This is a genomic window from Rhodococcus opacus (genome assembly GCF_012396235.1).
Taxonomy (GTDB): Bacteria; Actinomycetota; Actinomycetes; order Mycobacteriales; family Mycobacteriaceae; genus Rhodococcus_F; species Rhodococcus_F opacus.
Window position 1 is genome coordinate 65332 of record NZ_JAAXPA010000010.1, and the last position, 26242, is coordinate 91573.

A 26242-nucleotide genomic window follows, 5' to 3' on the forward strand; every position below is an offset into this window, starting at 1 on the left:
GCGCGCGGCATGGCTAGCGACCGGTGAAGTACAGGCGGCGGGCGAAGTCGGCGACCGCTTCGCTCATCGCGGCGGGCTGCTCGGGCGCCAGTGCATGCCCGGCGTCAGGGATGACGGACACGGTGACGCGCTCGCCGAGCATCGGCTTGAAGATGTCGGGCACGACGACCGCGTCGAACTGGGCTTGCAGGTCGAGCATAGGGGCCGTGCCACCGGCGAAGTAGGCGTCGACCGGGGTCACGTTGCGCGCGTGTGCCTGTGCGCGGTGGGTCTCGGGGAACCACCCGGTCAGCCACGGACGGGGGTCGTGGCCGGGGGCGAAGAACGCTTGCTGAAGGTAGCGGAGGCGCTGTGCTTCCGGCAGCGACAGATCGCCGGCCCCGTCGATGGCCTCACGCAACCTGCCGTAGGGCTTCTCGGTGGACTCGGGAGGCAGCTTGCCGGCCGACGCCGCGGCCATGACCAGCCCGCGCACCAGCTCCGGCCGGTCCTGAGCCAACATTCGCGCCGGCTGGCTGCCCCAGGCGTGCCCGACCACGACCGCGGGCCCGGCCTGCTCGTGGTCGAGAACAGCCGCCACATCCGCCGCGAAGGCGTGCATATCGAGGTGGTCCATCGGCCCCTTGCTCGCACCGATCCCGCGTGGCTGGGGGCGCAGAACCCGGAAACCGGCAGCGGTGAGGCGGGGAGCGACGTCGTCGTAGTCCTCGGCTGCGCGACCGAGGGACGGCAGGATGACGATCACGGGACCGCGGCCCTGGCTCAGGGTTTCGATCTGAACATCGTTGTAGGCGAAGATCGTTCGTTCCACCTCCGCCGAGGTGCCGGGGGCCGGGGCAGGTGATGCCGTCGAGGGCGCGGTCGCTGCGCCACGCAGCGGGCCGGGGGGTAGGTCACTCGGGTTCACAGGGTTCCCTTCATGCCGAATCGGCAGGTATCGAGTTCTGAGGTGGGGAGGGGAGAGATGTCCGGAACCCACACGCCAGACGAGGGCGAAGCGGGCTCACCGCCCGCTGAAATGTTCGACAGACGTACATCCGTACGGCTGTCGAATACGCTAAACGTGCTCCACGACACTGTCAACACCTCACCGTGACTGCCATCACTGTACGTTGACCTGCTCCATTCGACCTTGAGTGCTGTGGTCGACGCCCGAGCGGGTGTTGACAGAGATTCACGCCACTCCGTATCGTCGTGAACGTCTTACGTACAAATGTACGTCCTGCGAACAAATGGACTTCGATATGTCTGACTCGACCCCCGCGGCACCCGCGAAACGCCCGTCGCTCTTGCGCAAGGCCTTCATCACCCACCTGTACGTCACCGTCCTGGTCTCGATCGTCCTGGGCGCGGTGGTCGGGCTGATCTGGCCGAACGTGGGTACCGCCCTGCAACCGCTCGGTGACGGCTGGATCTCGTTGATCCGCATGCTCATCGGCCCGGTGGTCTTCTGCGCGATCGTGACCGGCATCGCCTCGGCCGGCCAGCTCGCCGGAGTCGGTCGCATCGGCCTCAAGGCACTCGTCTACTTCGAGGTCGTCACGACGATCGCGCTGATCGTCGGCCTCGTCGTGGTGGACGTGATCAAACCCGGCGCCGGCGTCAACGCCGACCCGGACGACCTGGCGATCACCGGATCGGCGGAGAAATACATCTCCACCGCCGAGAACACGCACTGGTACTCGTTCCTGATCAACATCATTCCCGACACCGTGGTCAGCGCCTTCACCGGACACAGCATCCTGCAGGTGCTGCTCGTCGCACTGCTGTTCGCGATCTCCCTGCGTGCGGTCGGCACCCCCGCGGCACCGGTGGTCAAGGGAATCAATATCGTCGGCGACATCTTCTTCGACATGGTCCGGCTGGTGCTGTACTTGGCACCGATCGGCGCCTTCGGTGCAATGGCCTACGCCACCGGTGCCTACGGCTGGTCCACCCTGCAGAGCCTGGCCTCGCTGGTCGTGACGTTCTGGGTCACCGGAATCCTGTTCTGCCTGACCGTCTTCGGCATCATCTGCCGGATGGCCGGCATCCGGGTGCTGCGCCTGTACGGCTACTTCAAGCCCGAGATCCTGGTGACCCTGGGAACGTCGAACTACGAGGCCGTCATGCCGCAGCTGATGGAAAAACTCATCAAGATCGGCTGCCCGCCCCGCATCGTCAACCTGGTAGTTCCCGCCGGATACGCCTTCAACTCCGACGGCGTCTGCCTCTACCTCGGGTTCTCCTCCCTGTTCCTGGCCCAGGCCTTCGGCATCGACATGAGCTTGACCCAGCAACTCGCCCTGCTCGCCGTTTTCCTCATCACCTCCAAGGGCGCGGCCGGGGTGGCCGGCGCAGGATTCGTCATCCTCGCCGCGACCTTGCCCACCACCGGGGTCATTCCGGTCGCCGGCATCATGCTCATCCTCGGCGTCGACCGGTTCATGTCCACCATGCGCGGCCTGGTCAGCCTGTCCGGGCAGATGCTCGGCAGCATCGTCGTCAGCCGCTGGGAAAAGCAGTTCGATCCCACCTACGCCACCGAGGTCATGAAAGGGCACACCACCCCGACCGTGATCGACGCCGAACCGACTGTCGCCCCCAAAGAATTCGCCGCGAAATAACGCGCCGACCCGCCAGAACACCGATCGACCAAAGGACGAATAATCGTGGCAAGAGTCGTACCCGCGACGGGTACCGGAGAAGTCGCCGACCGAGTGCGCGCTCGCCGCGGCGGCCACCTCACCCCGCTCGACGAGGCGCTGCTGCACAGCGAGCCCTTCGCCGACGGCTGGAACACCCTGCTCGGCGCGGTCCGCAGCAACATGGACCTGCCGGGCGAGTTGCGGGAGCTGGCGATCTGCCGGGTTGCCGACCTCAACAGCGCCGAGTACGAGTGGCGCGCCCACGCCCCGCTGGCACTGCGTGAGGGCATGTCCGCAGAACAGGTCGCAGCCCTACGGGACGGCGCCGACTCCACGCCGCTCACCCCGCGGCAGCTGCTGGTCCGCGACTACACCGATGCGATGACTCGGACGGTGTCGGTTGACGACGAACTGAGCAACCGACTGCACTCGGAACTGGGCACCCAGCAGTTCGTCGAACTCACCGGAACCATCGCCGCTTACAACATGGTGTCGAGGTTCCTCGTCGCCCTCCACGTCGGACAGCAACGACAGACCGAAGAAAGTGAAGTAACAGCATGAGTGCACGCCTGCAGGGCAAGGTCGCGATCGTCACCGGAGCCGGAAGCGTCGGCCCGGGCTGGGGCAACGGCCGGGCAGCGGCCGTCCGCTTCGCCGAAGAGGGCGCACGCGTCTTCGCCGTCGACCTCAACCGCGACGCCCTCGACGAAACCGTCGCCCGCTTCGACGGGCCCGACGGTGCCATCGTCCCGTTCCAGTGCGACGTCACCGACACCGACGCGGTGCGCACAATGGTCGACGAATGCCGTGGCACGCTCGGAGCCATCGACGTCCTGGTCAACAACGTCGGCGGATCCCGCGCCGGGGGACCGGTGGAGATGAGCGAGGAGGACTGGAACCGTCAGCTCGAATTCAACCTCACCACCACCTTTCTGACCTGTAAGCATGTGCTCCCGCACATGAAGGAGGCCGGGTCGGGCGCCATCGTCAACACCGCCTCCACCTCCGGTATCCGCTGGACCGGCGCCGCCCAGTCCGCCTACGCGGCCTCGAAGGCCGGCATCATCGCCTTCACCCGTTCGATCGCCGTGCAGCACGCCCCGCTCGGCATCCGCGCGAACACCGTCGTTCCCGGCCAGCTGCACACCCCGATGGTCGAGGTCCGGCTCGCGGGCCAGCGGACCGGGGGAGACGTCGACAAATTGCTCGAGCAGCGCGTGGCCCGGATCCCGCTCGGTTTCATGGGTGACGGCCGCGACACCGCGAACGTCGCGCTGTTCCTCGCCTCCGACGAGGCACGGTTCATCACCGCCACCGAGATCGTCGTCGACGGCGGCATGTCCGCCCGCTGCGACTGACGACCCGCCCGTCGCCCGACAGGAGATCCCATGACCCTCGGACCCGAACCCACCATCCCTGGACCACTCGTACACCCCACACCGCCGTCCTTCCGGCCCCCGCCGGGATCGTGTGACAGCCACTGCCACGTCTTCGGCCCGGCCGCGACGTTCCCCTTCGCCCCGGACCGCACCTTCACCCCACCCGACGTCCCCGAAGCCGCACTGGCACGGTTGCACCGGACGCTCGGGATAGACCGTGCGGTCATCGTCCAATCCGCCTCGCACGGACGAGATCAGGCGGTTCTGATCGATGCGCTGCGTACCGGCGGCGGCCGCTACCGCGGTGTCGCCCTGATCGGACTCGACACCCCGCGCAGCGAACTCGACCGACTACACGCCGAGGGTGTGCGCGGGATCCGGCTGCAGTTCATGCCGCACCTCGGGGCGGCACCGACGGACGAGGAGATTCTGCGGTACGCCGACCTGGTCGAGCCGCTCGGCTGGCACGTCGAGATTCACGTCGCGGGCACCGGAGCCGTCGACCGCTTCGGTGTCATCACCAAGATCCCCACCCGCGTGGTGATCGACCACCTCGGCCGGGTGGACTTGAACGACGGCCTCGACAGCCCGCCCGTGCAGGCACTGCGACGACTGCTCGACACCGGCACCGTCTGGCTGAAACTGAGCGGCACCTACCGAGTCACCCTCACCGGCGCGCCCTATGACGACGCCAACGCGCTCGCCGCATCCCTGGCGGCGCACGCCCCCGAGCGCGTCGTGTGGGGGACCGACTTCCCCCACCCCAACCTCTACGGCCCGATGCCCGACGACGGGATCCTCCTCGACGGCATCCCGGACATCGTTCCCGACGAGAGAAACCGACACAAACTCCTGGTCGCCAACCCGACGGAATTGTTCGACTTCTCCTGACCGCCAGCACCGTCTGAAATAGATACGGGCGCAGATCCTTTGCCGGGTCTGCGCCCGTATTGATGTGTCAGCCCGAGGCGGTGTGATGCCGCGAAAAGCGGCTGTGACTCGAGATGGTCTCCGCAGTACGGAGCAACTGCGGAACCACCTCCTCTTCCAGAGACTGCACCGTCACCCGTGCCGCATTGGCAGAGACGTTCAGCGCCATGATCGGGCGGCCCTGATGATCGTGCACGGGCACGGCCGCCGACCGCACCCCTTCCTCCCGCTCGCCGTCGATGATCGCGAAACCTTGCTTGCGGACCCGGGCCAATTCCTCACGCAGCTCGTCCGGATCGCAAATCGTTGTGGGCGTCAATCGTCGGAGTTCGGTGCTCGCGAGATACTCGTCCAGCGCCTGCGGCGACAACGAGGCCAACAGCACCCGGCCCAACGACGTGGGATACGCCGGCAGCCGGGCTCCCACGGTCAACGTGATCGTCATCGACCGGGCCGCCGGAACGCGGGCCACGTACACGATATCGGGAGCGTCCAGGACCGCCAAAGACACCGACTCCCGCACCGAATCGGCAAGATCGCGCATGTAGGGCATCGCGTGATCCCACACCGGCGTCGACGACAGGTAGGCGTACCCGAGTCGCATCATTTGCGGCGTCAGCACGAAGGTCTTGTTCTCCGCGGGTGATGCGAAGCCCAGTCGCACCAACGTGAGTAGGATCCGCCGCACCGTGGGGCGGGTCAGCCCGGTCAGCGCGGACGCCTCCGAAATGGTCAGGGCGGGATGCTCGGCGCTGAACGCCTCGATCACTTGAAACGCCTTGCTGACCGACTCGATGTAGTCCGGATCGTCTCTCGGCATCTGCCTGTGCTCCTCCTCGCGTACGCACCCGGTCGTACGCCGCTGCAGTCTCTGAGCACGCTGGGCACGGCCGAAACCCATCCTAACGTCCTCTCGGCCAGTACCCCCGACGCAACGCTGCCACCTGCCCGATCCCCTGGGGATCGGGCAGGTGGCAGCTGGCAGGGGAAGTTCGTCAGCTCCGTGCAGGCACCGCCACGGACTCGGTGGCCGCGGACGCGCCCGCGGCCACCGGGATCCGCCGAACGAGAGCGTCGAGCGCAACCACGCCCGTGCCTGCGGCACCGATCGACAGCGGGTTCACCTCCGCCTCGAGGACGTCGGGATCGTCGATCGCCAGCCGGGACAGGCCGACGATGGTCTCCGTCAGGGCCGCGACGTCACCCTCGGGCAGACCCCGGTATCCGGTGACGACCGAGAGTCCCTTGACCTCGTCGATCATCTCCCGCGCCGTCGCGGCATCCACCGGCGCGAGCCGCACCGCCGAATCGGCGAAGATCTCGGCGAGCACGCCACCGGTCGACAGCACCACCATCGGCCCGACATCGGGCGAGACCCGGTATCCCACGAGAGCGTCGGCCAGACCCTTCGGCGCCATCTTCTGGACGAGCACTCGGTCGACCACCACGCCCGGGTCGTAGCCGGCGACGTTGGCCACGATCTCCCGGGCCGCGCGCCGCACTCCCTCGTCATCGGTGACCCCGAGGACCACGCCGCCGGCATCGCTCTTGTGCGGCACCTTGTCCGAGAGCACCTTCACGACCACCGGATAGGCGAACGGAAGCCCGAGGTCGCAGTCGAGTTCGTCGACCGACACCGCCACCGACGGCGCGAAGGCCACACCCTGGCGCGTCAGCAGATCCGCCGACACCTTTTCGTCGAGGACTTCGGTGTTCGCGGCCGCATCGACGGCGAAGCGAGCACCCTCACCGATGGTCGCCGACACGCGCGTGAACGCCGCCGCCACCACATCGGCGCACGACTCAGGAGTCCGGAACGCCGGGACTCCTGAACGATTGAGGAGTTCGGCGGCCTCGGGCGCCTCGGGCAACGCGAACGCCACCACCGGGACCTCGTGCCCCCCGCTCTCGGAAATCGCCTGCACGGCCAGTTCCGGGTTCAAACGGGCGGACGAACCGATGACGAAGACGATCAGGTCGAACTCACCGCTGTCCTGGAGCAACCGCAGCGCCGTGGTCACCACGTCGTGCCGGGCCCCGGCCAGGCCCAGGTCCGCAATCAAGCTGTGGGGGATGGGAGCCCCTGCCGCGTTCATGTCGGCGACCAGCTGCTCGCTCGGACCGGCGATCGTCATTCCCCGAATAGCCAACTGGTCCACCATGATCGCCGCACCGCCGCCTGTGGTGGTGACTACACCGATCCGGGGTGTCCGCGGCTGGTCGGCCGTCCCGACCCGCTTCAGCAGAGCCGGCGCCTCGACCAGCGACTCGAAGTTGTTCACGCGGGCGAAACCGCAGGCCCGGAAGAAGGCCTCCGACTCGCTGTCCTCACCCGCAAGCGCGCCGGTGTGTGACACCGAGAGTGCGGCAGCCTCTTCCGAGCGTCCCAGCTTATACACCGCAACCGGCTTACCGGCCTTCTGGGCGGCATGTGCGAACGACGCCAGGTCCTCGGAATGGCGCAGCGATTCGAGGAACAACGCATACGAGGTCACCCCAGGATCGTCGAGGGTGGCCTCGCAGATCGAACCCAACGACAGATCGGCCTCGCCACCGGTCGACACCAGGCCGGCGAACCCGATTCCCCGACCGCGAGCCCGGCTGACCAGAGACCCGATCACGCTGCCGGACTGCGATGCCACGAAGATGCCGCCCTGGGGGATGTCCGGTTCGCCGAACGCGGCGTTACCCGTGAGCATCACACCGTTGCGGGGATTGACCACGCCCAGGCTGCTCGGACCCACCACCCGCACGATGCCTTCCGCCGCCGCGGCACGCAGGCGATCTTCCCGTTCCTGCCCCTCCGAGCCTTCCTCGGCGAAACCGGACGAGAGCACCGTCGCCACAGCGACGCCGAGGCGGGCGCACTCGCGGACCGCCTCGATCGCGGCCTCCGCACCGGTCATGATGTACACGTGCTCGGGAACCTCCGGCAGCGAAGACAAACTCGGCCACGCCTTCACTCCCTGCACCGTCTCCCGCCGCGGATTGACGAAATAGGCCTGCCCCTCATATCCGGCCTGCGCCAGGAACTGTTGCGGTCGGGCCGTCGTCTTCGTCGGATCATCCGAGGCGCCCACAATGGCCACACTCTTGGGCGCGAGCAGCGGTCGCGCGATAGCCGTATCTGACTGCTTCTGCATATCTGTCAACTCCTGTGCAGCGAATAGTGCGAAAGGGGTCATGCACCCCAGGCCCGAAGCGGCTCAGCGACCGGATTCGGATTCGAAGTGCGCCGAATCACCGGCCTCCATGCCTTGTGACCATAGTTACATACTCTATAGAGTACTGTCTATGGAGACAAAAAGCAGCGTTCGACGAGCCGATGAGAAGCTGACGGGACCCACCGATTGCGTAGATGGCGACGACTCATCTATCCGCGGCATGGTGAATACGACCTCACTCGCCGCCCGACTGGCGCTGACTGCGGTCGCTGCGGATCGCTTCGTCGGACATCCACCAGACGGCTTCGATCAACGAGTATTCGGCGGGCATCTCCTGGCCCAGGCGCTTCTCGCGGCTACCGGCACGGTGGACGACAGCCGAATAACGAACTCGCTGCATGCATACTTCCTGCGTCCCGGACGGCCGGGGGAGTCCATCAACTATTCCGTCACCCGTATCAGGGACGGAAGATCTTTCTCGACCCGATCGGTCACCGCACACCAGGGAGCTCGGGAACTGATGACCTTCCAAGCATCCTTTACCGAGGCTCGCCCGCTGCAAGATGTGGTCTCCAAGTCCCCACCGCCGTCGCCCGATCCCGAATCGTTGTTGCCACTTCATCAGCGTCACCGGGACCCCTCGGTACCTCCGGACGGGATAAATTGGCCGACCCGCACCCGGTGGCGCACCGCATCCAGGCCGTTGGATGTGAGGTACATAGACGACGGTGACGATCCGGCGCTTCGGCGCTTCTGGTTCCGTGCCGAAGCGCTCAGGTCTACGGCATCACAAAATCTGCACCGGGCGATTGTGGCGTTTGCTTCCGATCGGTCGTTACTTCCTGTAATCGCAAATACACGTGGCGACCTTCGCCGTTCCGGCGAACAGAAGGTGGCAAGTGTGGACCACGCCTTGTGGTTTCACCAAGACGTGCACATAGGTGAATGGTTGTTGTACGTTCAGGACAGTCCACACAGCACCGCACACGGGCTAGGTACCGCACGCGGTCTGATCTACTCCGCCTCAGGGGATCTCGTCGCCACAGTCACCCAACAGGGATTTCGGCAGTGAGATGTCAATTCCAAACCGTCGTTGACAGGCCCTCGTCGACTATCGAATTCGAGGCCTCCCAATCGCACCGGTCCTCTGAAAATGATCTGTCCGATTCTCCTCGGAGACCGGATCTGCAGTCCGATCAGTACAGAATCGTCATCGAAGTGGCCCTCTTTTCGGGGCTATCGCGGTGAAGCCGGGGTCTGGTCGGTGTTCATCAGCCGATTGTTGGCGGCGCTTCTTGAAGCGGTGGCCGAAGATCTCGATATTGCGTTGATTCAGAATCTCGCTCGACCCACTGGCGATCATCACGTTGCGTGTGCGGGCTATGCAGGCGTACATCGATCCTGATCACACCCGAATGTCTGTGCCAACTGGATTCGCTTCACCGTTGGATCGGTGACGTCCTTGGCGGTCGATTGTCGGCGTGGGTGGTTGGGGATCTCGCTCTGTCGGAGGGCTGATAGCCGATTCTGCGGAACCTTGCGTCCGTTGGGGGTTCAGGCATGGCCTTGCGCGTGGTGTAGTGCACCCGCGACGTGGCCGAGTGCGAAACCTCTCTTGCCGACTGTGTTCGGTCGGATCCCGTGCTCGAACGCGCATACGCGCTGGTACACGGCCTTGTCGGAGCACCTCATACGAGTCCGTACCGTCGTCGAGTGCAATCGCTCGCCGGGTCGCCGACCCACACCACCAGGCACGGCTTGTCGTAGTTCCCGGACCGATACCACTGAATGAGGTCCTGTTTCATCGCATCCATCTCGCGGTAGTAGTCCTCGGAGGCCTCACGGAACTCCCACGAACCGAAACGCCCGCACATTGAGCGACCGGTACGGCGGAACGGGTTGCCGACCCTGGTGCGTGAGACCATCGTCGATGGAACCTTCCCTCCGAGATCGCGGCTGTCCGAACCAGAAATATGCTCTGCTGTGGGGGTTTACCGAAATACTCTGCGCGAGTCCTTCCATCTGAGCATCTGTCGATAACTCGATGTGCGGGACAGAGCGGGATCTTCGGGTTGGAGGCTTGGTCGTCGGGCTGGTCCTCGTGCCGCACGAGGCCCGCGCTCCCAGAGCGCAGCTGGGCGATCATTCCCAGTGTGTGGGGACATTGCGCTCGAGTTCGTCGAGCCAGATGCGGGCGGAGGCGTCCGAGGGCGCGCGCCAGTCTCCCCGGGGGGACAGTGATCCTCCCAGGCTGACCTTGGGACCGTTCGGCATCGCCGATCGCTTGAATTGGCTGAACCCGAAGAAACGTTCGACGAACACCGTCAGCCACTGCCGGATGTCGGGAAGTTGGTAGGCGACTCGGGTAGAGGGCGGGTATCCGGGTGGCCAGTCGCCGCCGGCTGGGTCGTGCCAGGCGTGCCAGGCGATGAAGGCAGTCTTCGAGGGGGTGAATCCGTAACGGAGTGCGTGGAAGAGGAAGAAGTCGTGGAGGTCGTAGGGTCCGATCGTGGTTTGGGTGCTTTGGGGCGGCTCACCGGGTGCGGCGGGAATCAGCTCGGGGCTGATCACGGTGTTCAGTACTCGCGCGAGGGTGTGTGACACGTCATCGGAGAATTGGTTGGTCGTCATGACCCATCGGATGAGGTGTTGTATCAGGGTCTTCGGGATTCCCGAGTTGACGTTGTAATGAGACATGTGATCGCCCACCCCGTAGGTCGACCAGCCGAGTGCGATCTCGGAGAGGTCGCCCGTGCCGAGGACGAGTCCGCCGCGTTGATTGGCGGCGCGGAACAGGTAGTCGGTGCGCAGACCCGCCTGAACGTTCTCGAAGGTGATGTCGTACAGCGGAATTCCACGGGCAAAGGGATGGCCCAGTTCGCTGAGCATGAGCCGTGCCGTCGGCGTGATGTCGATCTCGGTGAGGTCGACGCCGAGTGCCGCGCTGAGCCGGCTCGCGTTGGTGCGTGTTCGGTCGCTGGTGGCGAAGCCGGGCAGGGCGTAGGCGAGGATGTCTCGTCGTGGCCGGCCGAGGCGGTCCATCACCTTGGCGGCCACGATCAGCGCTTGGGTGGAGTCCAGGCCGCCGGAGACCCCGATCACGACCTTCGATCCCGGTCGCGCCCGCAGTCGTTGTTCGAGCCCTGCGACCTGAATGTTGTACGCCTCGTAGCAGTCTTGTTCGAGCCGGGCGGGGTCGGCGGGGACGAAGGGATATCGGCTGATTCGGCGGTGCAGGCCGATGTCCTCGGAGGGGGGATGCAACTCGAAGGTGATGCGGCGCAACGACTCGCCTCGTGCGCTGTGTTGCCGCCGGTTGTCGTCGAACGTCCCCATGCGGGTCCGCTCACTGCGCAGAAGCTGCAGGTCGATGTCGGCGACGGCGCGTTGGCGCCCCCGCGAGAACCGTTCTGCCTCTGCGAGCGGCACCCCGTTCTCGTAGATCAGGGTCTGTCCGTCCCAGGACAGGTCCGTGGTCGACTCGCCCGGACCTGCGGCGCAATAGATGTACGCGGCCAGGCAGCGGGCGGACGCTGACCGAACCAGCAGTCGGCGTTCTTCGGCCCGTCCGATTGTGACGGGACTTCCGGAGAGGTTGGCCAGCACGGTGGCACCGGCCAACGACGCCTCGGCGCTCGGTGGAATGGGAACCCACATGTCCTCGCACACCTCGACATGAAACGTGAATCCGGGAACGTCGCCGGCTTCGAACAGCAGGTCGGGGCCGAACGGCACCTCCGTTCCGCCGAGCCGGGTCGTGCGACCGCGCAGGTCGTCCCCGGGCGCGAGCTGCCGTCGCTCGTAAAATTCACGGTAGGTGGGCAGATACGACTTCGGGACCGCACCCAGTAGGCGTCCGCGATGAATCACGGCGACAACGTTGTACACCCGATGCCCGTGGCGTGCGGGCAGGCCGACCAGGAGGACGGGCAACAACTCCGCCGAGCCGGTTACTACCTCACCCAACGCCTGCTCGGCGGCGTCGAGCACGGTGTCCTGCATCAGAAGGTCGTCCACCGAGTAACCCGAGAGTGTCAGTTCCGGGAATACCGCCAACCCGACGCCCTCGTCATGGCAGGCGCGTGCGGCACGCAGAACGGACACCGCGTTCACCCCGGGTTGGACAATTGCCGTGGGAATGGTGCAGGCTGCCGCGCGGAGGAAACCGTGCCGATAGCTGGAGCGGAAGTTCATCGATCACCACCCTTGTCCCGCCGTGTGCGGCCGTGCACCTGCACGTATCCACGATAGGACGTGCGGACCGGATTGGAGACGATCCCGCATCGCGCAGGTGCGCGGCAGCGAGACCGAAAGCGCCGAGACCACGCTGGGGTCACCAGCACCACCCACTCGTCCACCACGACCTTGCTGGTCGTCAGTTCCTCTGCGGCCGCGATGAATGCACCTGACTTCCGATACGTGTCGCCGACGAAGTTGTGTGCGCTGTCGAATTTTTCTCCCGGAGCGTGTGCAATCGGCCTCCGAAACCGACAGTCGGCGAGTGCGCACAATTCATGAATGACACAGGCGGGTAGCGGGGAGCGTCCCGGCTCCCAAGCTTTCGTGTCGGTTCCGTACTCGTGTCGGTCGGGCAAGAGCTGAGCCATGACGTGGGCCGACGGGTCGAGGTCAGGAACGTGCGATGGAGAGCAGTGGCTCTGGTCCGGCAGCGTAGGCGAACGATCCGAGACGCTTCCCCATACTCCCCTTACACCGCGACGGGACTGAATGACGGCGAATTGCTCTTCGTGTTTCCGCCGGCGGCGCGGCCGAGCGAGATTGTGCGGTCCCTGGTCGGCGTATCGATATGAACGTCTGACAAGTGCGGTATCAGCGTTGCCGTGACTGCAGGACGCATCGTGCCGATGCCCCCGGCTCCGTTGCGAGCCAGATGAAAAGGCTGATGGCAATTGCTGCGACGATTGCGCCGACGAGAACACCACCGGGTAGGTGGCGAATCCACGTATACGAGGGATCGGTGCACCGTCGCCGTCGGTATGCAGTGTCGGCGACAGGGTGTGGGTACTGTCTTTCGGGCATGACTGTCGGTCCGCTTCCGCTTCCATCGAGCTCCGCAATTGGCGTTAGTAGTACAACTGTGCGGTTGTTCGTCCTCCCGCCGGAAGAGTCCTAGGTCATCTCCATGCCGGATCGTACTGCCCCGCCCCTTTCATCGCATCAGATGTTTTCTCTGGTTCTGGTTTGAACCCAGCCCACGGACGGGGAACCGGTGGACCGCACATCCGATAATCTGCTATCAGCGCATGCGAGCGCATGTGTCTTTGCTCAACTCCGCGAGGGCCTCGGCTTGCCCCGGCCCGCAACAGCGTTCGGCGAGGACGATCGACTTCGCAGGAGCGCCGTCGGCGTTCGCGTCTGCGATGTTCAGTGCCGGCCCGCCATGGCTTCCGTTCGGCGACCGCAGTGACAATGTCATTCGGCCTAACTGTGTTGTTGTTCGAGAGCGGGCATGACGGTGAAGTGTTGCCGATTAGTGGACGACGATGAGCGGACAACTGACCCAGTGGGTAAGCGTTCTGCTGGTCGATCCCAGCAACATGCCCGGGAATCCACCGCGACCACGGCGACCCACGACGAGCAGTTGCGCGGTTTCTGCGTGCTTGCGCAGATTGTGTGCCGGGCGGTCCGCGACGACCACCGGTCGAACCTTCACGTCCGGGTAATCCTGTACATGCCCTGCCAAGCTCTCGGAGAGTGCGGCGGTTTCACGCGTGCGAACGGTGTCCCATGCGAAATCGCGACTGCCGCGGACTTTGTGCAGGTCAATGTCTGACCATGCGTGTACGGCTACAAGGTCGACATTTCGGAGTGCTGCTTCTTCGAACGCGAGGTCGATCGCGGGTATGCTGCTTGCCGTCCCGTCGACCCCGACCACGACTGGACCGGGTATCTGGTGTGGCTGTACATGCGGGAGTTCGCGTACGACCGCCACGGGACAGTGGGCGTGCGCGACAGCGGCGGCGCTGACCGACCCGAGAATCAGCCGCTCGACGGGCCCATGCCGGTGAGTTCCCACAACCAGCATCTGAGCTGATTCCGACCGCGCGAGAGCAGTTCGGGTACGGGTGATCCGATGCTATGCACCGAAGTGATCTCGAGTGAGCGCCCTTGTACGACTGTCATCGCGATCGCCTTGGCTCGCGCCAGAAGCGTTTCCGCGTCCTCGTCGGCGCCCTCGAAGACCCCGGCGGGCGCCTCGATCGGGACACCGGCGGAACCGGGGCGGGCCGTGACGGACACCAGCGTCAGGGACGCGCCTCGCAGAACCGCTTCCCGCGCGGCCCATGTGACTGCAGAGAGGGCGGAATGTTCGTCGACTCCGACAACGATCGGATCGGCCATGGTGTCCTCCTCCGTGAGCGTGCGCTGGTCGCCTGATCGTGTGATCTCCCGGTGCAGCCCGACTTCACCAAGCATCCCGCAGACGATTTGGGGATGTCAGGAGTCGAAGGTCCTCGCCTGCCGGGCGGCGGGGGCGCTTCGTTCGCGCCCGGGTGGGCGGGCCTTTGCGGGGCACGCGTTGCCGGAGCAGGTGTACACGGCCACCGCGATCGGCGGTGGCCGCATACGCTCGGCGCTTTGGACGGAACCGAGCGCGGTGCCGAAGCGGTGTGGTGCGCGTTCGAGTACCCCGTCTCGTCGGTGCCCCGGTGGTCGCGGTGCGGGTCGATCACGTGGTGCCCGCGCGCTACTGTGCTCGACCGCCCTGCGACTGTCGAGCACAGCGCCTGCCAGGTCATGATCTGTCCCGCCCTCCCTCCCTCACCTCTGATGCGCACCGCGCCCACCGAATCCGGGGAGTGCGCGATGCCGGTGACAGCGGGTAGGGCCTGCGACGAGCCGGCAGGTGATGGCCGGCGATCAAGTCGTTCTGCGAGCGGTCACGAGTCCAGGGTCGATCGGTAGCGCTCCGGATGCGCCGGATGCAGCCTCGCCGCGGAGCCAGGTGGCTGCTCAGGGTAGCGGCCTGCGCTCGCGAGGTCGGCCGGGGCGAAAATTCCCGTCCGCGAATGCGGTGCCGCCGACCGGTGACCCTGTGGGCGACGGTAGTGACCTATGGCCTCTGTCGGTGTGCTGTTGCGGGATCTAGCGTCGATGTCACCGTGTCGGGTGTTGGCGCGGTGGAAGTTGTGGAGGTCGTCATGGTCACTGATTACGACGCACCGCGGCGTACTCGCGTCGAGGATGTCGATACCGACGATGCGGTGGAGGAGCCGCCTGGTCGCCGGCAGTCCCCGATGCCGGTGATCGATGAGGATGCCGACGACGTCGCGGTCGAGGAGGCGTTCGAGTTGCCGGGGGCGGACCTGTCGGGGGAGGGGGAGTTGACGGTGCGAGTTCGGCCTCGGCAGGCGGACGAGTTCGTGTGTTCGGGTTGTTTTCTGGTACATCATCGTTCGCGGCTGGCGGCGACGAAGGATGGAATGAAGTTCTGCCGGGACTGCGCAACCTGAGCCGGCTTGTCGGATCGATCAGCCGGTGCGCCTTCGGGGTCAGCGGCGGTCACCGCCGGGGCGGGGCAGGGTGAGGTGGTGCCCGCGTCATTCGATGACCGGCAGGTGCCGACATCATGCCCGAGCCCATTCGGTGGCGGTCACCGTCTCGGTCGACGACGACCTGACGATCGACGTCGCCGATGACGGTGTCGGTCTTCCTCGGGCGGTGGCGCGGAGCGGGCTGCACAATCTGACTGTTCGGGCCGAGCAGGCCGGAGGTACCTGCACCGTGGCACCCCACGAACCCACTGGCACCCGTCTGACCTGGACTGCTCCGCTGCCGGAACCGTGACTGCGCACCGCCCGGACGGTGGTCCCCTCCGTGTCGGTCCTTGGAGGTGACAGAAGTCCGCCGGTGCCATCGGTACGGCAACGTACACCCGCCTGACCGACCAGGCGCACCAGGCTGCTACCAGCGGGCAACAGGTGCCCGCTGTGTTGCTCGACGATCCCCGCCCACCGATGGGGGCCCGACCGGACAGGACCAGGTCCGCGCCCGGTGGGTGGTCGACGGAGCCGAGCACACCGGCATCGTGGACAGCGGCGTCGGGGCCCGGGCCGGCCAGACGGTCACCGTCTGGGTCGACGAGGACGGCAACTACATGCAAGCCCCGAACACCGGCACCGACAACGCGATCGGGGCCCTTGGTGGTGCGGCACTCGGGTTCCTGGTACTCGGAACGGTCGGCTGCGGCCTGCTCCTGATCGGATTTCATTGGCTGCTCGACAAACGCCACCGCGCGCAGTGGTAGCGGGAATGGCAGAGCCTCGGACACACACCGGGATGGTCGATCAGCTGACGGTCGACGCATACAACTGCGCAACACTCGGCGCCCGTGGGTGGTCCTTGACAGTGGCTGCCATCAGGTGTTCACGGAGACCGTGAGATTGGAAGGGTACCGAACCGCGCAGGTTCCGATGGGATTCGACGATCGCACCGATGCCGACCACCGCTACCGCCTCGACCGACAGGTCGGATGGGTGCGACGCCTCGCGACGGCGGTACACGAGACCGAGCAGGGGCTTGGATTCTCGCAGCTGCTTCGAGTTCGGAGCCCGCGGCATGCCGTGTGCAATAGCGCTGATCAGCTTGATGATCCGACAGTAGGGGTGCCTCGAAATGGGGAGGGATCTCGCCGGTGGTCGAGGACGAACGTTGCTTGGTCCGCACATCGAGTTCTCCGCGGATGTTGCGCCAGTGTGTTGTCCCATATGCCTCCGGTGGGAGCAGTCGGACGCGTTCCGGACCCGGTCGAGGGAGCCGGAGCCTTTCCCCACAGATCGACTCCCGCAGAAACCGACCCGCTCCAGGGCGTTGAGTTGGTATTCAGCGGGTGAAGCGGGCGGGTAGCGTTGGCGCATGCCCAGACAGGCGGCGGGCGGTCCCCACGGAGCAGGTCGGACGGCGCTGGTCGTCGCGGGGGCAGGGGCGCGCGGCGCCTACCAGGCGGGTGCAATCACGACCCTGCTTCCTCGGATGGCCCCGCACAGCGCGACTCCGACGATCTTTGTCGGCACGAGCGCCGGTGCGCTCAACGTGGTGGGGCTCGCCGCATTCGCCGACGACGGACTATCCGTTGCCGCGGAGCGGATCGTCGAATTGTGGACCGACGTCGAGTCGTCCGATGTGTACTCGTTGGTCTCCAGTGTCCTCGGGACGGGTGCGGCATTCTTCGGGCAGGCAATCGGTGTGCCCCGGGTACGGCTGGTCAGCCTGCTCGACACGTCCCCGATCCGCCAGACGCTGCAGCGGCTCGTCCCGTGGGGCCGGATGCATGCGAACATCCGCCATGGACTGGTGGACGCGGTCGCCGTCACCACGACGTCCGTCGAAACGGGCGGAACAGTGGTGTTCGTGGAGAAGAATGACTCGGTCGCCCTGCCCGAGTACGACGCACGGCGAAATATCAGTTATGTTGCGACGACACTGACCGTTGACCATCTCCTCGCGTCCGCGGCCGTCCCAATCCTGTTCCGGCCCATCTACATCAGCGACGGGTGTGCGCCTGAACGCTCGGGCTGGCACATCGACGGCGGTTTGCTGCTCAATACCCCGATCAAACCGTCGCTGGTGCTGGGTGCGAACCACGTGGGTATCGTCGCAACGCAGCCGAGGGTGTGGCCACCGGCCGTCGCGGAAGGTAGTCGGCGGCGCCGGCCCGTATCTCCTGACGTGGCGGGTGTAGCCGCGCTGGCACTGCGGGCGATGCTCGGATATCGCATGATCGAGGATCTGCATGAACTCGAGTTTCGTAACGCGTTGGTCGCGCAGGGCCTGGCGGTCTCGCCCGCCGACCGTCCCATCGGCATCGATTTCGCCGGCCCACCGCTCGAACAGGCAGGACGCATCGGCGAGATCGCGGAGGAGGTGACGGGTGGCCGTTCCGCGTTGCGCAGGTTCCTGCGCAACCCGGCACCATCCGTGATCGCGCGGCTGGTCGGTGGGGATCACGAGGACCGCGGCGACTTACTGAGCTTCTTACTGTTCGATCCGGAGTTCACTGGTCAGATCGCCGAGTTGGGTCGCAAGCATGGCACAGACCCTGGCGGAAGAACGGTGTAGTCCGTATACGAAGCTCCGCGTTGTCGACCGCACACAGAGAACGCAAACCACGCGAACGTGAAGTTTCGTTACCGCCAGCCTGCCTATCGTGACGAAGAGTAGTGGTCAGAGCCCTTGGCCCACCCACACCGTCACCGCCTCGGACCTCGTCCTCACCCACCTGATCCCCGCCGGCGCACCACGAAACGCGAGCGCCGCCGACTCCGCGCCCGAGACGCTGTATCGGGTCCGTTCCGGCGGCGTCGCCGCAAGATCTTCCTGGGCTCGCTGTCGACCCTCGTCGCCGAGACGCAGCACCTGCCGAGAAGACCGACGCGGAGACGGCGATGCCAGAGGTTGTGCCTGGGCCGTACAGGGATCACTCGTCGAGCCAGAGTCGGCGTCGGCATACTCGCAGCATCTCCGAAGCCTCGGACTGGGTGATGGTGTCGGGTGGGTCGGTTTCGAGAAGGTCCTCGAGGCGCCGGAAGAACGTGGTCGCGGGCAGCCCGAACTCGGTTCGGATGCCGTCGGCGGGCCCACCGCCGTGGCGATACCATCGCCGTTCGAAGTCGACCATCTGCACCGCTTCGGTACTGGGCATGATCGTCGCCTTTCACCGTTCAGTCCGGTGCGCCGACATGAGGAGGTGCTGGCGCAAGTTGTGCTCAGTTGCGCACACCGGGGCCGGGCCGTGCTTGCAGTCAACGTATGGCGATCATCGGGGCTCGCTCTAGAGTCCGAAGTCCTCGCCCGGGAAGGTCGGAGGGCTTGCCGTCGCGGTGGCGGGTCACCGGCGGATGTCGGGTTCCCCACAGTGTGCGGCTATCGCGGCGTGTGCCTTTCGTTCGAGCACTGTGGCGGCGGTCCAATCGTTCCCGACAGGGAGGATCGGCTCGGCAACAGCGAGGTGGATGGCTCCACGGTGGATGATCGTGCCTCGGTCGGGCCACATCATCGCGCGGGTGCCCGAGATCGCGACCGGCACGACGGGAAGACCGGCTCGAGCGGCGATCACGAAGGCCCCCATGTGGAAGGGGCGCAGGCCCGGCACCGGAGAGAGGCTGCCTTCGGGGAATACCACCAGAGGTTCGCCACCAGCGGCCGCTTCCTCGAGGTGACCGGTGTCGGCCACGCTCTGTTCGCGCTCGGTCCGCTCGACGAATCGAGTGCCGATCCGCCTCAGCAGGAAGCCGACCAGCGGTTTGTGCTCGAAGACTTCACCTGCCACGAAGGTGAAGTGGTGGGGAAGGATAGTGGACATCGCAATGCCGTCGAGGAAGCTGGCGTGGTTGGCGACCACGACACAAGACGTCACCTGCGCGAGCCGGTCGACTCCGTTCGCGGTCACCGGGGTGCCGGTGAGCCGGGCGAGGCTGCGGGCGGCCGCGTGCACGACAACCCTGCGGGCGCCGAGGCCGGGAACGAGAGCCACGGCGATCAGGGTCGGCAGGCCCACCGCGACGACCACCGACCAGCACCACAGGGCGTACGCCCCGGTCAAGGTGATCGCACCGGCGCGCCGTAGGCGAGGGAGCACACCCCGTGCCCCGAATCTGGCCAGCTGCCACCACACCGGGCGGGGACGAGCCCGCACGTCTCCCTGCTCGTAGTGGTGACGGGTGGCGGCGCGCCGGAGTTTGCCGCTGGAGGTCTTCGGCACGGTACCGGGTGGTGCGAGCACGATGTCGTCCGGTGGTGTGCCGAGCAGGTCGATGCTGATCCCGATGATGCGTTCTCGCAGTCCGGTGAGCGTGGCATCCGCGGTCTGCCGCGTTTCGGCGAGCACCACCAGGCGTTCGGTGCCGCCGGGGTGCCCGGATGTCGCGAAGACGACGACGCACCCCTTCCTGATACCAGGGATATCGCCCACCGCCCGCTCGAGCTCTTCCGGGTGCAGGTTCCGGCCTGCCCGGATGATGAGGTCTTTGATCCGGCCGGTCACGTAGAGTTCTCCACCGTCGAGATAGCCGAGATCGCCGGTGTCGAGCCATCCGTGCCGCAGCAGCGCCTTGGTGGCCCGCGGGTTGCGGAAGTATCCCGTGGTGGCCGAGGGTCCGCGGAACTCGATCCTGCCCTCGCGCCGGTCGCCGAGCACATTTCCCGCCGAGTCGACGACGCGGATCTGATGATTGGGAATCGCCTGGCCGCAGCCGACGAATCGGAGCGGATCCAGGTCGGCATCGGCGGCCCGTATCGCCCGTCCGGTGCGCAGGAAACGCTCGCGGTCGACACGGTCCACGACCGGACCGCGCCCCACCGGGGGGAGAGTGAGGCCGACGCACGCCTCCGCCAGTCCGTAGACCGGGGCCTGGGCCTGGCGGCGTAAGCCGTAGGCGGCGAATCGCTCGGCGAACCTGGTCACGGTATCCGCGCTCACCGGTTCGGCGCCGTTGAACACCATCCGCAACGAGCTGAGGTCGAGCCCGCCGAGCTCCGCGTCGGTGATTTTGCGCATGCACAGCTCGAAGGCGAAGTTCGGGGCCGCGGACAGCGTGCCGAGGTGGGCATCGATGGCCCATAGCCACCGCGCGGGCCGGGCCAGGAACTCCAGCGGCGACATCACCGCCAGCGGCACACCGAAGTACAGGCTGGACAGCCACGCACCGATCAGGCCCATATCGTGGTACAGCGGCAGCCAGCTGACGAAGACGTCCGAAGTGGAGACTCCCGTCGCCGTGCCCATCGCCCGGATGTTGGACAGGAGGTTCGCGTGGGTCAGGGTCACCCCCTTGGGGTCGCCGGTGCTGCCCGAGGTGTACTGCAGCAGAGCGATGTCATCGGCGCCCCGGACCGCGCCGGCCGCTTCCCCGTAGCCGGTCAGTTCGTTCGGGGTGAGGACGTGGCGCACTGACTCCACCTGGCCGCGTACCAGCCGGGCCAGGCGCGCGGCTTCCGGATCGGTGACCAGCATGCGGGCCTGCGCGTTGCCGAGGATGTGGACCTGGCGGCGCAGGTGCTCGGCGAGTTGCGACGGACGGGCAGGCGGGTAGACCGGTACCGGGACGCCGCCGGCCAGAAGCACGCCGAGGAAGGTGGTGAAGTAGTCCCGGCCTGTGGGCAGCATGATGGCTGCCCGGTCGCCGGGCCGGAGGTCGCGCGCGAGTAGGGCGGCGGACACGGTGGCGGCGGCGGACTGCAGCTCGCCGTAGCAGACCTCGTCCTGTGTTCCCTCGTCTTCCGTCCCGCCGGAAAGGATGCGCAGGTGTACGCGATCGGGGTGGGTGCGGGCATGCCACGACAGCGCCTCGGTGAGGGTGGCGGTCGCGTCCGGAGTCCGCGCGATCGGCGGTGGCGCGGGGTGCCGCACGGGTATCGACGGCAGACGGCTCCGCGACGGGGCGCGGCGCACGGCGGTCATAAGATCACGGGGCGTCTCTACGGTGGCGAGGACGCCGCGGTCCAGGCTCACCCCGAACGCATCTTCGGTACGGGCGAGCAATTCGGTGACACCGAGGCTGTCCAGCCCGAGGTCATGGCCGAACTCGCTGTCGAGCGTCGCGGGCGCCGCACGATCGACGGTGCGCCGTTCGGCCACGAGATCCCGGACAACCGCGAGCAGCAGGTCCTCGTCCTGCCCGGAGGTCGTCACCGGTCATCCATCATGGGACCACCTCGTCACGTGCGGTGGAGGAGGTTGTCCCGCTGCCCGTCACTGTGCAGGCGGGCGATTGCCTCGGCCGGCAGAGGCGCGAGTGAACACATTTGCCGCGGCGACGCAGTGTCCCGTTGCGCCACGATGTCGGTGGCCGGAACGTGGCGCATGTCCAGCCCTCGAGCGCGACGTCCGCGAGCGGGCGGTTGGCCGTACCGGAGTCAATGTGAAGAGTCATCGGGTCCCGGACCCGGTTTGCTCGTCCGATCGGGTCGGCGCCAGGTGCTCGGCGAACCAGTCGCGGGCGAGGACGGCGACCTGTTCGAGGGTGCCCGGCTCCTCGAACAGGTGGGTGGCGCCGGGCACCACCGCAAGCGCGCTCTCGCATGTCAGGGCCGCCTGCGCCCGCCGGTTGAGTTCCAGCACGACGTCGTCACTTCCGCCCACGATGAGCAGTGTCGGTGCGCGCACGGCGGCCAGCTCGTCGCCGGCGAGGTCGGGCCTGCCGCCGCGGGAGACGACGGCGGCGACGTCGACCTGTGGGTCGGTCGCGGCCCGGAGTGCCGCGCCGGCGCCGGTGCTCGCCCCGAAGTAGCCGATCCGGAGATCGTTCACTTCCGCTTGGGTGCCCAACCACCGGGTCACCGCGACCAGCCGCTGCGCGAGCAGCTCGATGTCGAAGACCCTGGCCCGGTGGGTTTCCTCTTCCGCGGTGAGCAGGTCGAACAGCAGGGTACCCAGCCCGGCCCGGTTGAGCACCGAGGCGACGTAGCGGTTGCGCGGGCTGTGTCGGCTACTACCGCTGCCGTGTGCGAACACGACGATGCCGACCGGATTCTCGGGGACGGTGAGGTGCCCGGTCAGCGACACTTGCCCGGCCCGAACCGTTACCTCCTCGTCTCGCAGCAGGGGGTCGGCTGCCGGTGGCGGAACCGGTTCCGGGATGCGTTCGGCGGCGCGGCGTAACAGGTCGCAGACCTCGTCGTCGGAGGTTTGCCCGAAATGGACGTACCACTGCCCGACGGCGTCGAACCACGTCGGAGCCTCCAGCGAGATCACCTCGTCGGCTTCTCCGGCCAGGTCGTGGATCGCCTCGCGAGATCCCACCGGAACGGCCAGCACCACCCGCGCCGCGCCGTGTGCCCGGGCCACCTGGCATCCCGCGCGGGCGGTGGCGCCGGTCGCCATCCCGTCGTCGATGATGACCGCGGTCCGCCCGGTCAGCGGAACCCGTGGGCGCGCGCGCCTAAATCGTGCGCTTCTGCGTTGCAGCTCGGCCCGCTGGGTTCGCTCCACCATCGTGAGCTCCTCGGCGGTGACGTGCGCCATGCGAACAACGTCGTCGTTGAGCACGCGCACCCCGTCCTCGCCGATCGCGCCGAAGGCGAACTCCGGCTGGTAGGGAACGCCGAGCTTGCGTACGACGATCACGTCGAGCGGGGCTTCCAGCGCGCGGGCCACTTCGTAGGCAACGGGAACACCACCTCGCGGCAAACCGAGAACCACGGTGTTCTCGTCGCGAAAGGCCTGTAGTCGTCCGGCCAACCGACGTCCTGCGTCGCGGCGATCGAGAAACGGCATCGGGAGCCACCTCCTACCCAGGTTGTTCACCACCCTGCGCCCGATCCCTCTCCCTCGACAGGGCCAGCCGTTACCAACCGGTGGGACCTTGGTCCTTCACGAGAACGCATCACCTCACCGGTAGGCAGGACTCGACGGGCATCCACGTCCGGCCGTGAAGTCCGGAACGCAACCCAAAGTCCCGATTCCGGGAGCGTGAAGTCAGCATCGCAGGGTCCGGTCGCACGACGGGCTGAATGTGCCGGACGCCCGGACCGCCAGGCGTGGCCGGATATCGAATCAAGTTCGGAGCGCGAGGTGCCCTCTGCGCACCGCGGGTGATGGCGGCCAGGCAGTGCCGTGCCGAAGATCGTCCGCTGTTGGTGACGATGGACCCTGATGTCCCCGGCCACTGACGGGTTCACTGGAAGACAGCATCGTTCCAGGAGAGGTTGGAGTCGTCGTGACAGCCACCATCGTCATTGTCGCCATCGTCGTCGTTGTGGCCTTACTGCTGTCGGCTTCGATACGTGTGGTGAAGCAGTATGAGAAAGGGGTGCACTTCCGGCTCGGGAAGATCATTGCCGTCCACGATCCCGGCTTGAGGCTGATCATCCCGGTCGTCGACAACCTCACGAAGGTCTCGATGCGGATCGTGACCATGCCGATTCAGTCCCAGGGCATCATTACCCGGGACAATGTCAGTGTCGACATCGCTGCGGTCGCGTACTTCCGGGTCGTCGACGCGAGGAAATCGGTGGTCGTGATCGAGAACGTCGACAGCGCCATCAACCAGATCGCCCAGACCACGCTGCGGAACGTCGTCGGGCAGCATTCTCTCGACGAGGCACTGTCCGACACCGCGGTCATCAACGGGAGCATCCGGCAGATCCTCGATACCACCACCCTCGAGTGGGGCGTCGAAGTCACTCTTGTCGAGCTCAAGGACATTCAGTTGCCCGACACCATGAAACGGGCGATGGCCCGCGAGGCCGAGGCCGAACGGGAGAAGAGAGCGAAGATCATTGCCGCCGAAGGGGAAGCGCGGGCGGCAGCGGCGCTCGGCGAAGCATCGGACACGATGATGGCCCACCCCCTCGCCCTGCAGTTGCGCAATCTGCAGACCCTTCTCGAGCTCGGGGTCGAGAAGAACACCACGGTGGTGTTCCCTGCCCCGCTGATGAGTGCGATCGGCGAAGTAGCGGCGTTCCTGTCCCGCGAAACGGCCGCCGCCGCACCCCTCACCCAACCGGTCATGGGGCAGTCGAACATCGACACGAGGGACGGCAACCCGTCGACGACTTCGCCCTACCCGGCCACAGCCGCACCCACCGTCAACTAGAAGAGACATTGCGAACATCGCGTGTGGTCGCTGCGAATGCCGACAGACACCTCGCCGTAGAGGGGGAGTACCCGGCATTCCTGCCGCAAGGCGGCCAATCCCTTCGGCGATAACGCCTGTGTGGACCGCGGTTCGGGTCTTGGCGCCTGCTCGGCACGAGCGAATGAACGGGGTATCCGTCCTGTTCGGTTTGAGGGTGTCCTGTGCATGGTGAGTGGAGGAGTTCACTTGTGGGCCATCGCAGTCTGGAAGCAGGCGGTGTTCCCAGTCCTCGCTGCGTGTACCGTCGCGATCGCTCGCCAACTTCCGGCGACCGGTGTCGACGGTCACCCGTGGCTCCTCGCGCACCTCGGATCAGCGGGGGCTATCGGGAGAACGGCTGCCCGGCGCGGGTTCGGCGAGGGTGTGGGCTGACCAATGGCCGGTGACCCAATCCGCGTCCGGGGCCCGGTGGTATCCCAACGTGAGCAATGCCGACTCCAATGCGGCGAAATCGATGGATCCTTCCGGCAGCAGACCCCATCGCGGCGGCTTCTCGATGCGGTGCACCACCTCCCCGGAGGAGTCACGGACGATGAGGACGGTGTGTGTGGGGTCGATGTTGGCGCACACTTCGAACAAGCCCATGAGTTGATCCTGCGCGCTCGCGCTGCGGATCGGTAGACCTCGACAACCCCGGCCCGCCGTCGAGCATGCCCCGGGCCAGGATGGTCGCCGTCCCGGGGAAGTTCTCGAGGTAAGGACCGTTGGCCCTACTGCCAGATCCCGAGGGGGAGTGGACTCGGAAAGGTCAAACAACCACCTCCCAGTTTCTGGAGTCAGCCATGAGTATTTTGTCCCCCCGCCGTCCCAGCCAGTCGTCGTGGCCGGCATTGCCGGATTGGTCGGATCTGATGGCCCGATTCGAGTCGATGCCCCCGTGGACGTCCCTCGAGGGTCACATGATCCGCGTCGAGGAACACCTCGACGAAGGCCGGTACACGTTGCGCGCCGAACTGCCCGGGATCGACCCCGCCAAGGACGTCGACATCAGCGTCCGGGACGGGCAGTTGACGATCAAGGCCGAACGCACCGAACAACACAAGGAAGGCACCCGGTCGGAATTCCACTACGGCAGCTTCTACCGGTCGATGCCGTTGCCGGCCGGGGCGAAGGAAGACGACATCGACGCGTCCTACACCGACGGCATCCTCACCGTGACGATGCCGGTCACCGAATCCCCGACCCCGGAAAAGCACATCGAAATCACGAAGACGGCCGCCGCCGGTAACGGCCGCAACTGACGCGCGGTCGGCAACTCGGGACCAGGCTGATCACCACCACCATCGCCCCGGTCCCGGTGGGTGACCCCGCATATCGAGGACAGCATGCCCAAGACGATCATCCCGATCGTCGCGGCCCTGTGGCTCGTGCTTGCCGCGCTCGCGGCCTGGAGCACCATCGCGTTCGCGTTCGCGGTCGCCTCGCTGGCCACCGTCGTGCTGGGCTGCTACCTGCTGTCGAGCGCGGTCACCGGGCCCCGACACCGCTGACAGAATCAGGCTTCCTCGGATGAATTCCATTCTTTGACAACGACTTTTGGAGAT

The 26242-nt window shown here is 66.3% G+C and carries 21 protein-coding genes and 1 pseudogene; 11 read left to right on the forward strand and 11 right to left on the reverse strand.

Annotated features, from left to right (window positions below):
• Positions 1 to 13: 13 nt before the first annotated feature.
• Positions 14 to 811 (reverse strand): alpha/beta fold hydrolase, encoded by a 798-nt coding sequence (locus HGB39_RS15590; protein WP_005574790.1) that lies wholly within the window; start codon positions 809 to 811, stop codon positions 14 to 16.
• A gap of 433 nt (positions 812 to 1244) precedes the next feature.
• Here HGB39_RS15590 and HGB39_RS15595 point away from each other — a divergent pair, with 433 nt between their 5' ends.
• The 4 genes from HGB39_RS15595 to HGB39_RS15610 are packed head-to-tail and all read left to right on the forward strand — an operon-like array spanning position 1245 to position 4897.
• The gene (locus tag HGB39_RS15595; protein WP_242323067.1) at positions 1245 to 2606 is read left to right on the forward strand and encodes a cation:dicarboxylate symporter family transporter; all 1362 of its coding nucleotides are present in this window, start codon (positions 1245 to 1247) and stop codon (positions 2604 to 2606) included.
• Positions 2607 to 2651: 45 nt separating this feature from the next.
• Positions 2652 to 3188, forward strand: coding sequence for a carboxymuconolactone decarboxylase family protein (locus HGB39_RS15600; RefSeq protein WP_043794065.1), 537 nt, complete (start codon positions 2652 to 2654; stop codon positions 3186 to 3188).
• Complete coding sequence (locus HGB39_RS15605; protein WP_005574796.1) at positions 3185 to 3985, forward strand: SDR family NAD(P)-dependent oxidoreductase; 801 nt, start codon at positions 3185 to 3187, stop codon at positions 3983 to 3985. Before HGB39_RS15600 ends, HGB39_RS15605 begins: the two co-directional genes overlap by 4 nt.
• Positions 3986 to 4015: 30 nt before the next feature.
• Entirely contained in the window at positions 4016 to 4897 is an 882-nt protein-coding gene (locus HGB39_RS15610; protein ID WP_005574798.1) for an amidohydrolase family protein, read from the forward strand.
• A 67-nt stretch (positions 4898 to 4964) separates the two neighbouring features.
• On the opposite strand, the gene HGB39_RS15615 is transcribed toward HGB39_RS15610, so the two are convergent.
• From HGB39_RS15615 to HGB39_RS38690, 3 genes are all read right to left on the reverse strand, one after another.
• A complete protein-coding gene (locus tag HGB39_RS15615; RefSeq protein ID WP_005242619.1) occupies positions 4965 to 5756 on the reverse strand; it encodes an IclR family transcriptional regulator domain-containing protein in 792 nt (263 codons plus the stop codon).
• Positions 5757 to 5931: 175 nt separating this feature from the next.
• The gene (locus HGB39_RS15620; RefSeq protein ID WP_005571574.1) at positions 5932 to 8079 is read right to left on the reverse strand and encodes an acetate--CoA ligase family protein; all 2148 of its coding nucleotides are present in this window, start codon (positions 8077 to 8079) and stop codon (positions 5932 to 5934) included.
• Positions 8080 to 8335: 256 nt separating this feature from the next.
• Positions 8336 to 8500 carry a hypothetical protein gene (locus tag HGB39_RS38690; protein ID WP_240960934.1) on the reverse strand — a complete coding sequence of 55 codons (165 nt, stop codon included), beginning with the start codon at positions 8498 to 8500 and terminating at the stop codon, positions 8336 to 8338.
• Here HGB39_RS38690 and HGB39_RS15625 point away from each other — a divergent pair.
• Positions 8468 to 9172: an acyl-CoA thioesterase gene (locus HGB39_RS15625; RefSeq protein ID WP_248949841.1), complete on the forward strand. Its 705-nt coding sequence runs from the start codon at positions 8468 to 8470 to the stop codon at positions 9170 to 9172. The two genes, HGB39_RS38690 and HGB39_RS15625, sit on opposite strands and share 33 nt — an antisense overlap.
• A gap of 616 nt (positions 9173 to 9788) precedes the next feature.
• On the opposite strand, the gene HGB39_RS15630 is transcribed toward HGB39_RS15625, so the two are convergent.
• The 3 genes and pseudogenes from HGB39_RS15630 to HGB39_RS15645 all read right to left on the reverse strand — a co-directional run bounded on the left by HGB39_RS15630 (position 9789) and on the right by HGB39_RS15645 (position 14463).
• Entirely contained in the window at positions 9789 to 10025 is a 237-nt protein-coding gene (locus HGB39_RS15630; protein ID WP_005571572.1) for a hypothetical protein, read from the reverse strand.
• 217 nt (positions 10026 to 10242) lie between these two features.
• Complete coding sequence (locus HGB39_RS15640; protein WP_005571570.1) at positions 10243 to 12294, reverse strand: NAD(+) synthase; 2052 nt, start codon at positions 12292 to 12294, stop codon at positions 10243 to 10245.
• 1297 nt (positions 12295 to 13591) lie between these two features.
• Positions 13592 to 14463: pseudogene (locus HGB39_RS15645) on the reverse strand (universal stress protein).
• 800 nt (positions 14464 to 15263) lie between these two features.
• Between HGB39_RS15645 and HGB39_RS15650 the strand changes: the two are divergent.
• The 3 genes from HGB39_RS15650 to HGB39_RS15665 all read left to right on the forward strand — a co-directional run bounded on the left by HGB39_RS15650 (position 15264) and on the right by HGB39_RS15665 (position 18180).
• On the forward strand, positions 15264 to 15575 hold the full coding sequence (locus HGB39_RS15650; protein WP_039951491.1) for a DUF4193 domain-containing protein: 312 nt from the start codon (positions 15264 to 15266) through the stop codon (positions 15573 to 15575).
• Between the two features lie 380 nt (positions 15576 to 15955).
• Positions 15956 to 16369, forward strand: a complete 414-nt coding sequence (locus HGB39_RS40595; protein WP_514120896.1) for a DUF3592 domain-containing protein — start codon at positions 15956 to 15958, stop codon at positions 16367 to 16369.
• Between the two features lie 608 nt (positions 16370 to 16977).
• Positions 16978 to 18180, forward strand: a complete 1203-nt coding sequence (locus HGB39_RS15665; protein WP_052024052.1) for a patatin-like phospholipase family protein — start codon at positions 16978 to 16980, stop codon at positions 18178 to 18180.
• A 358-nt stretch (positions 18181 to 18538) separates the two neighbouring features.
• Here HGB39_RS15665 and HGB39_RS15670 read toward each other — a convergent pair whose 3' ends face one another.
• The 3 genes from HGB39_RS15670 to HGB39_RS15685 all read right to left on the reverse strand — a co-directional run bounded on the left by HGB39_RS15670 (position 18539) and on the right by HGB39_RS15685 (position 23335).
• Positions 18539 to 18763: a DUF3263 domain-containing protein gene (locus tag HGB39_RS15670; RefSeq protein ID WP_005571558.1), complete on the reverse strand. Its 225-nt coding sequence runs from the start codon at positions 18761 to 18763 to the stop codon at positions 18539 to 18541.
• Between the two features lie 186 nt (positions 18764 to 18949).
• On the reverse strand, positions 18950 to 21751 hold the full coding sequence (locus HGB39_RS15675) for an AMP-binding protein (protein WP_064080426.1): 2802 nt from the start codon (positions 21749 to 21751) through the stop codon (positions 18950 to 18952).
• A gap of 237 nt (positions 21752 to 21988) precedes the next feature.
• On the reverse strand, positions 21989 to 23335 hold the full coding sequence (locus HGB39_RS15685; protein WP_005564928.1) for a phosphoribosyltransferase family protein: 1347 nt from the start codon (positions 23333 to 23335) through the stop codon (positions 21989 to 21991).
• A gap of 442 nt (positions 23336 to 23777) precedes the next feature.
• Between HGB39_RS15685 and HGB39_RS15690 the strand changes: the two genes are divergently transcribed.
• Positions 23778 to 24656 (forward strand): SPFH domain-containing protein, encoded by an 879-nt coding sequence (locus HGB39_RS15690; protein WP_005564926.1) that lies wholly within the window; start codon positions 23778 to 23780, stop codon positions 24654 to 24656.
• 354 nt (positions 24657 to 25010) lie between these two features.
• On the opposite strand, the gene HGB39_RS15695 is transcribed toward HGB39_RS15690, so the two are convergent.
• Complete coding sequence (locus HGB39_RS15695) at positions 25011 to 25283, reverse strand: hypothetical protein (protein ID WP_005265613.1); 273 nt, start codon at positions 25281 to 25283, stop codon at positions 25011 to 25013.
• A gap of 197 nt (positions 25284 to 25480) precedes the next feature.
• On the opposite strand from HGB39_RS15695, the gene HGB39_RS15700 reads away from it, so the two are divergent.
• Positions 25481 to 25939, forward strand: a complete 459-nt coding sequence (locus HGB39_RS15700; RefSeq protein WP_043788862.1) for an Hsp20/alpha crystallin family protein — start codon at positions 25481 to 25483, stop codon at positions 25937 to 25939.
• An 84-nt stretch (positions 25940 to 26023) separates the two neighbouring features.
• A complete protein-coding gene (locus HGB39_RS15705) occupies positions 26024 to 26188 on the forward strand; it encodes a hypothetical protein (protein WP_043788861.1) in 165 nt (54 codons plus the stop codon).
• Positions 26189 to 26242 lie beyond the last annotated feature (54 nt).

Coding starts and splice junctions, on each gene's coding strand:
- HGB39_RS15595 (WP_242323067.1), top strand. CDS start 1,245: ATGTCTGACTCGACCCCCGCGGCACCCGCGAAACGCCCGTCGCTCTTG.
- HGB39_RS15605 (WP_005574796.1), top strand. CDS start 3,185: ATGAGTGCACGCCTGCAGGGCAAGGTCGCGATCGTCACCGGAGCCGGA.
- HGB39_RS15610 (WP_005574798.1), top strand. CDS start 4,016: ATGACCCTCGGACCCGAACCCACCATCCCTGGACCACTCGTACACCCC.
- HGB39_RS15615 (WP_005242619.1), bottom strand. CDS start 5,756: ATGCCGAGAGACGATCCGGACTACATCGAGTCGGTCAGCAAGGCGTTT.
- HGB39_RS15620 (WP_005571574.1), bottom strand. CDS start 8,079: ATGCAGAAGCAGTCAGATACGGCTATCGCGCGACCGCTGCTCGCGCCC.
- HGB39_RS38690 (WP_240960934.1), bottom strand. CDS start 8,500: ATGCAGCGAGTTCGTTATTCGGCTGTCGTCCACCGTGCCGGTAGCCGC.
- HGB39_RS15630 (WP_005571572.1), bottom strand. CDS start 10,025: ATGGTCTCACGCACCAGGGTCGGCAACCCGTTCCGCCGTACCGGTCGC.
- HGB39_RS15640 (WP_005571570.1), bottom strand. CDS start 12,294: ATGAACTTCCGCTCCAGCTATCGGCACGGTTTCCTCCGCGCGGCAGCC.
- HGB39_RS15650 (WP_039951491.1), top strand. CDS start 15,264: ATGGTCACTGATTACGACGCACCGCGGCGTACTCGCGTCGAGGATGTC.
- HGB39_RS15665 (WP_052024052.1), top strand. CDS start 16,978: ATGCCCAGACAGGCGGCGGGCGGTCCCCACGGAGCAGGTCGGACGGCG.
- HGB39_RS15670 (WP_005571558.1), bottom strand. CDS start 18,763: ATGCCCAGTACCGAAGCGGTGCAGATGGTCGACTTCGAACGGCGATGG.
- HGB39_RS15685 (WP_005564928.1), bottom strand. CDS start 23,335: ATGCCGTTTCTCGATCGCCGCGACGCAGGACGTCGGTTGGCCGGACGA.
- HGB39_RS15695 (WP_005265613.1), bottom strand. CDS start 25,283: ATGGGCTTGTTCGAAGTGTGCGCCAACATCGACCCCACACACACCGTC.
- HGB39_RS15700 (WP_043788862.1), top strand. CDS start 25,481: ATGAGTATTTTGTCCCCCCGCCGTCCCAGCCAGTCGTCGTGGCCGGCA.
- HGB39_RS15705 (WP_043788861.1), top strand. CDS start 26,024: ATGCCCAAGACGATCATCCCGATCGTCGCGGCCCTGTGGCTCGTGCTT.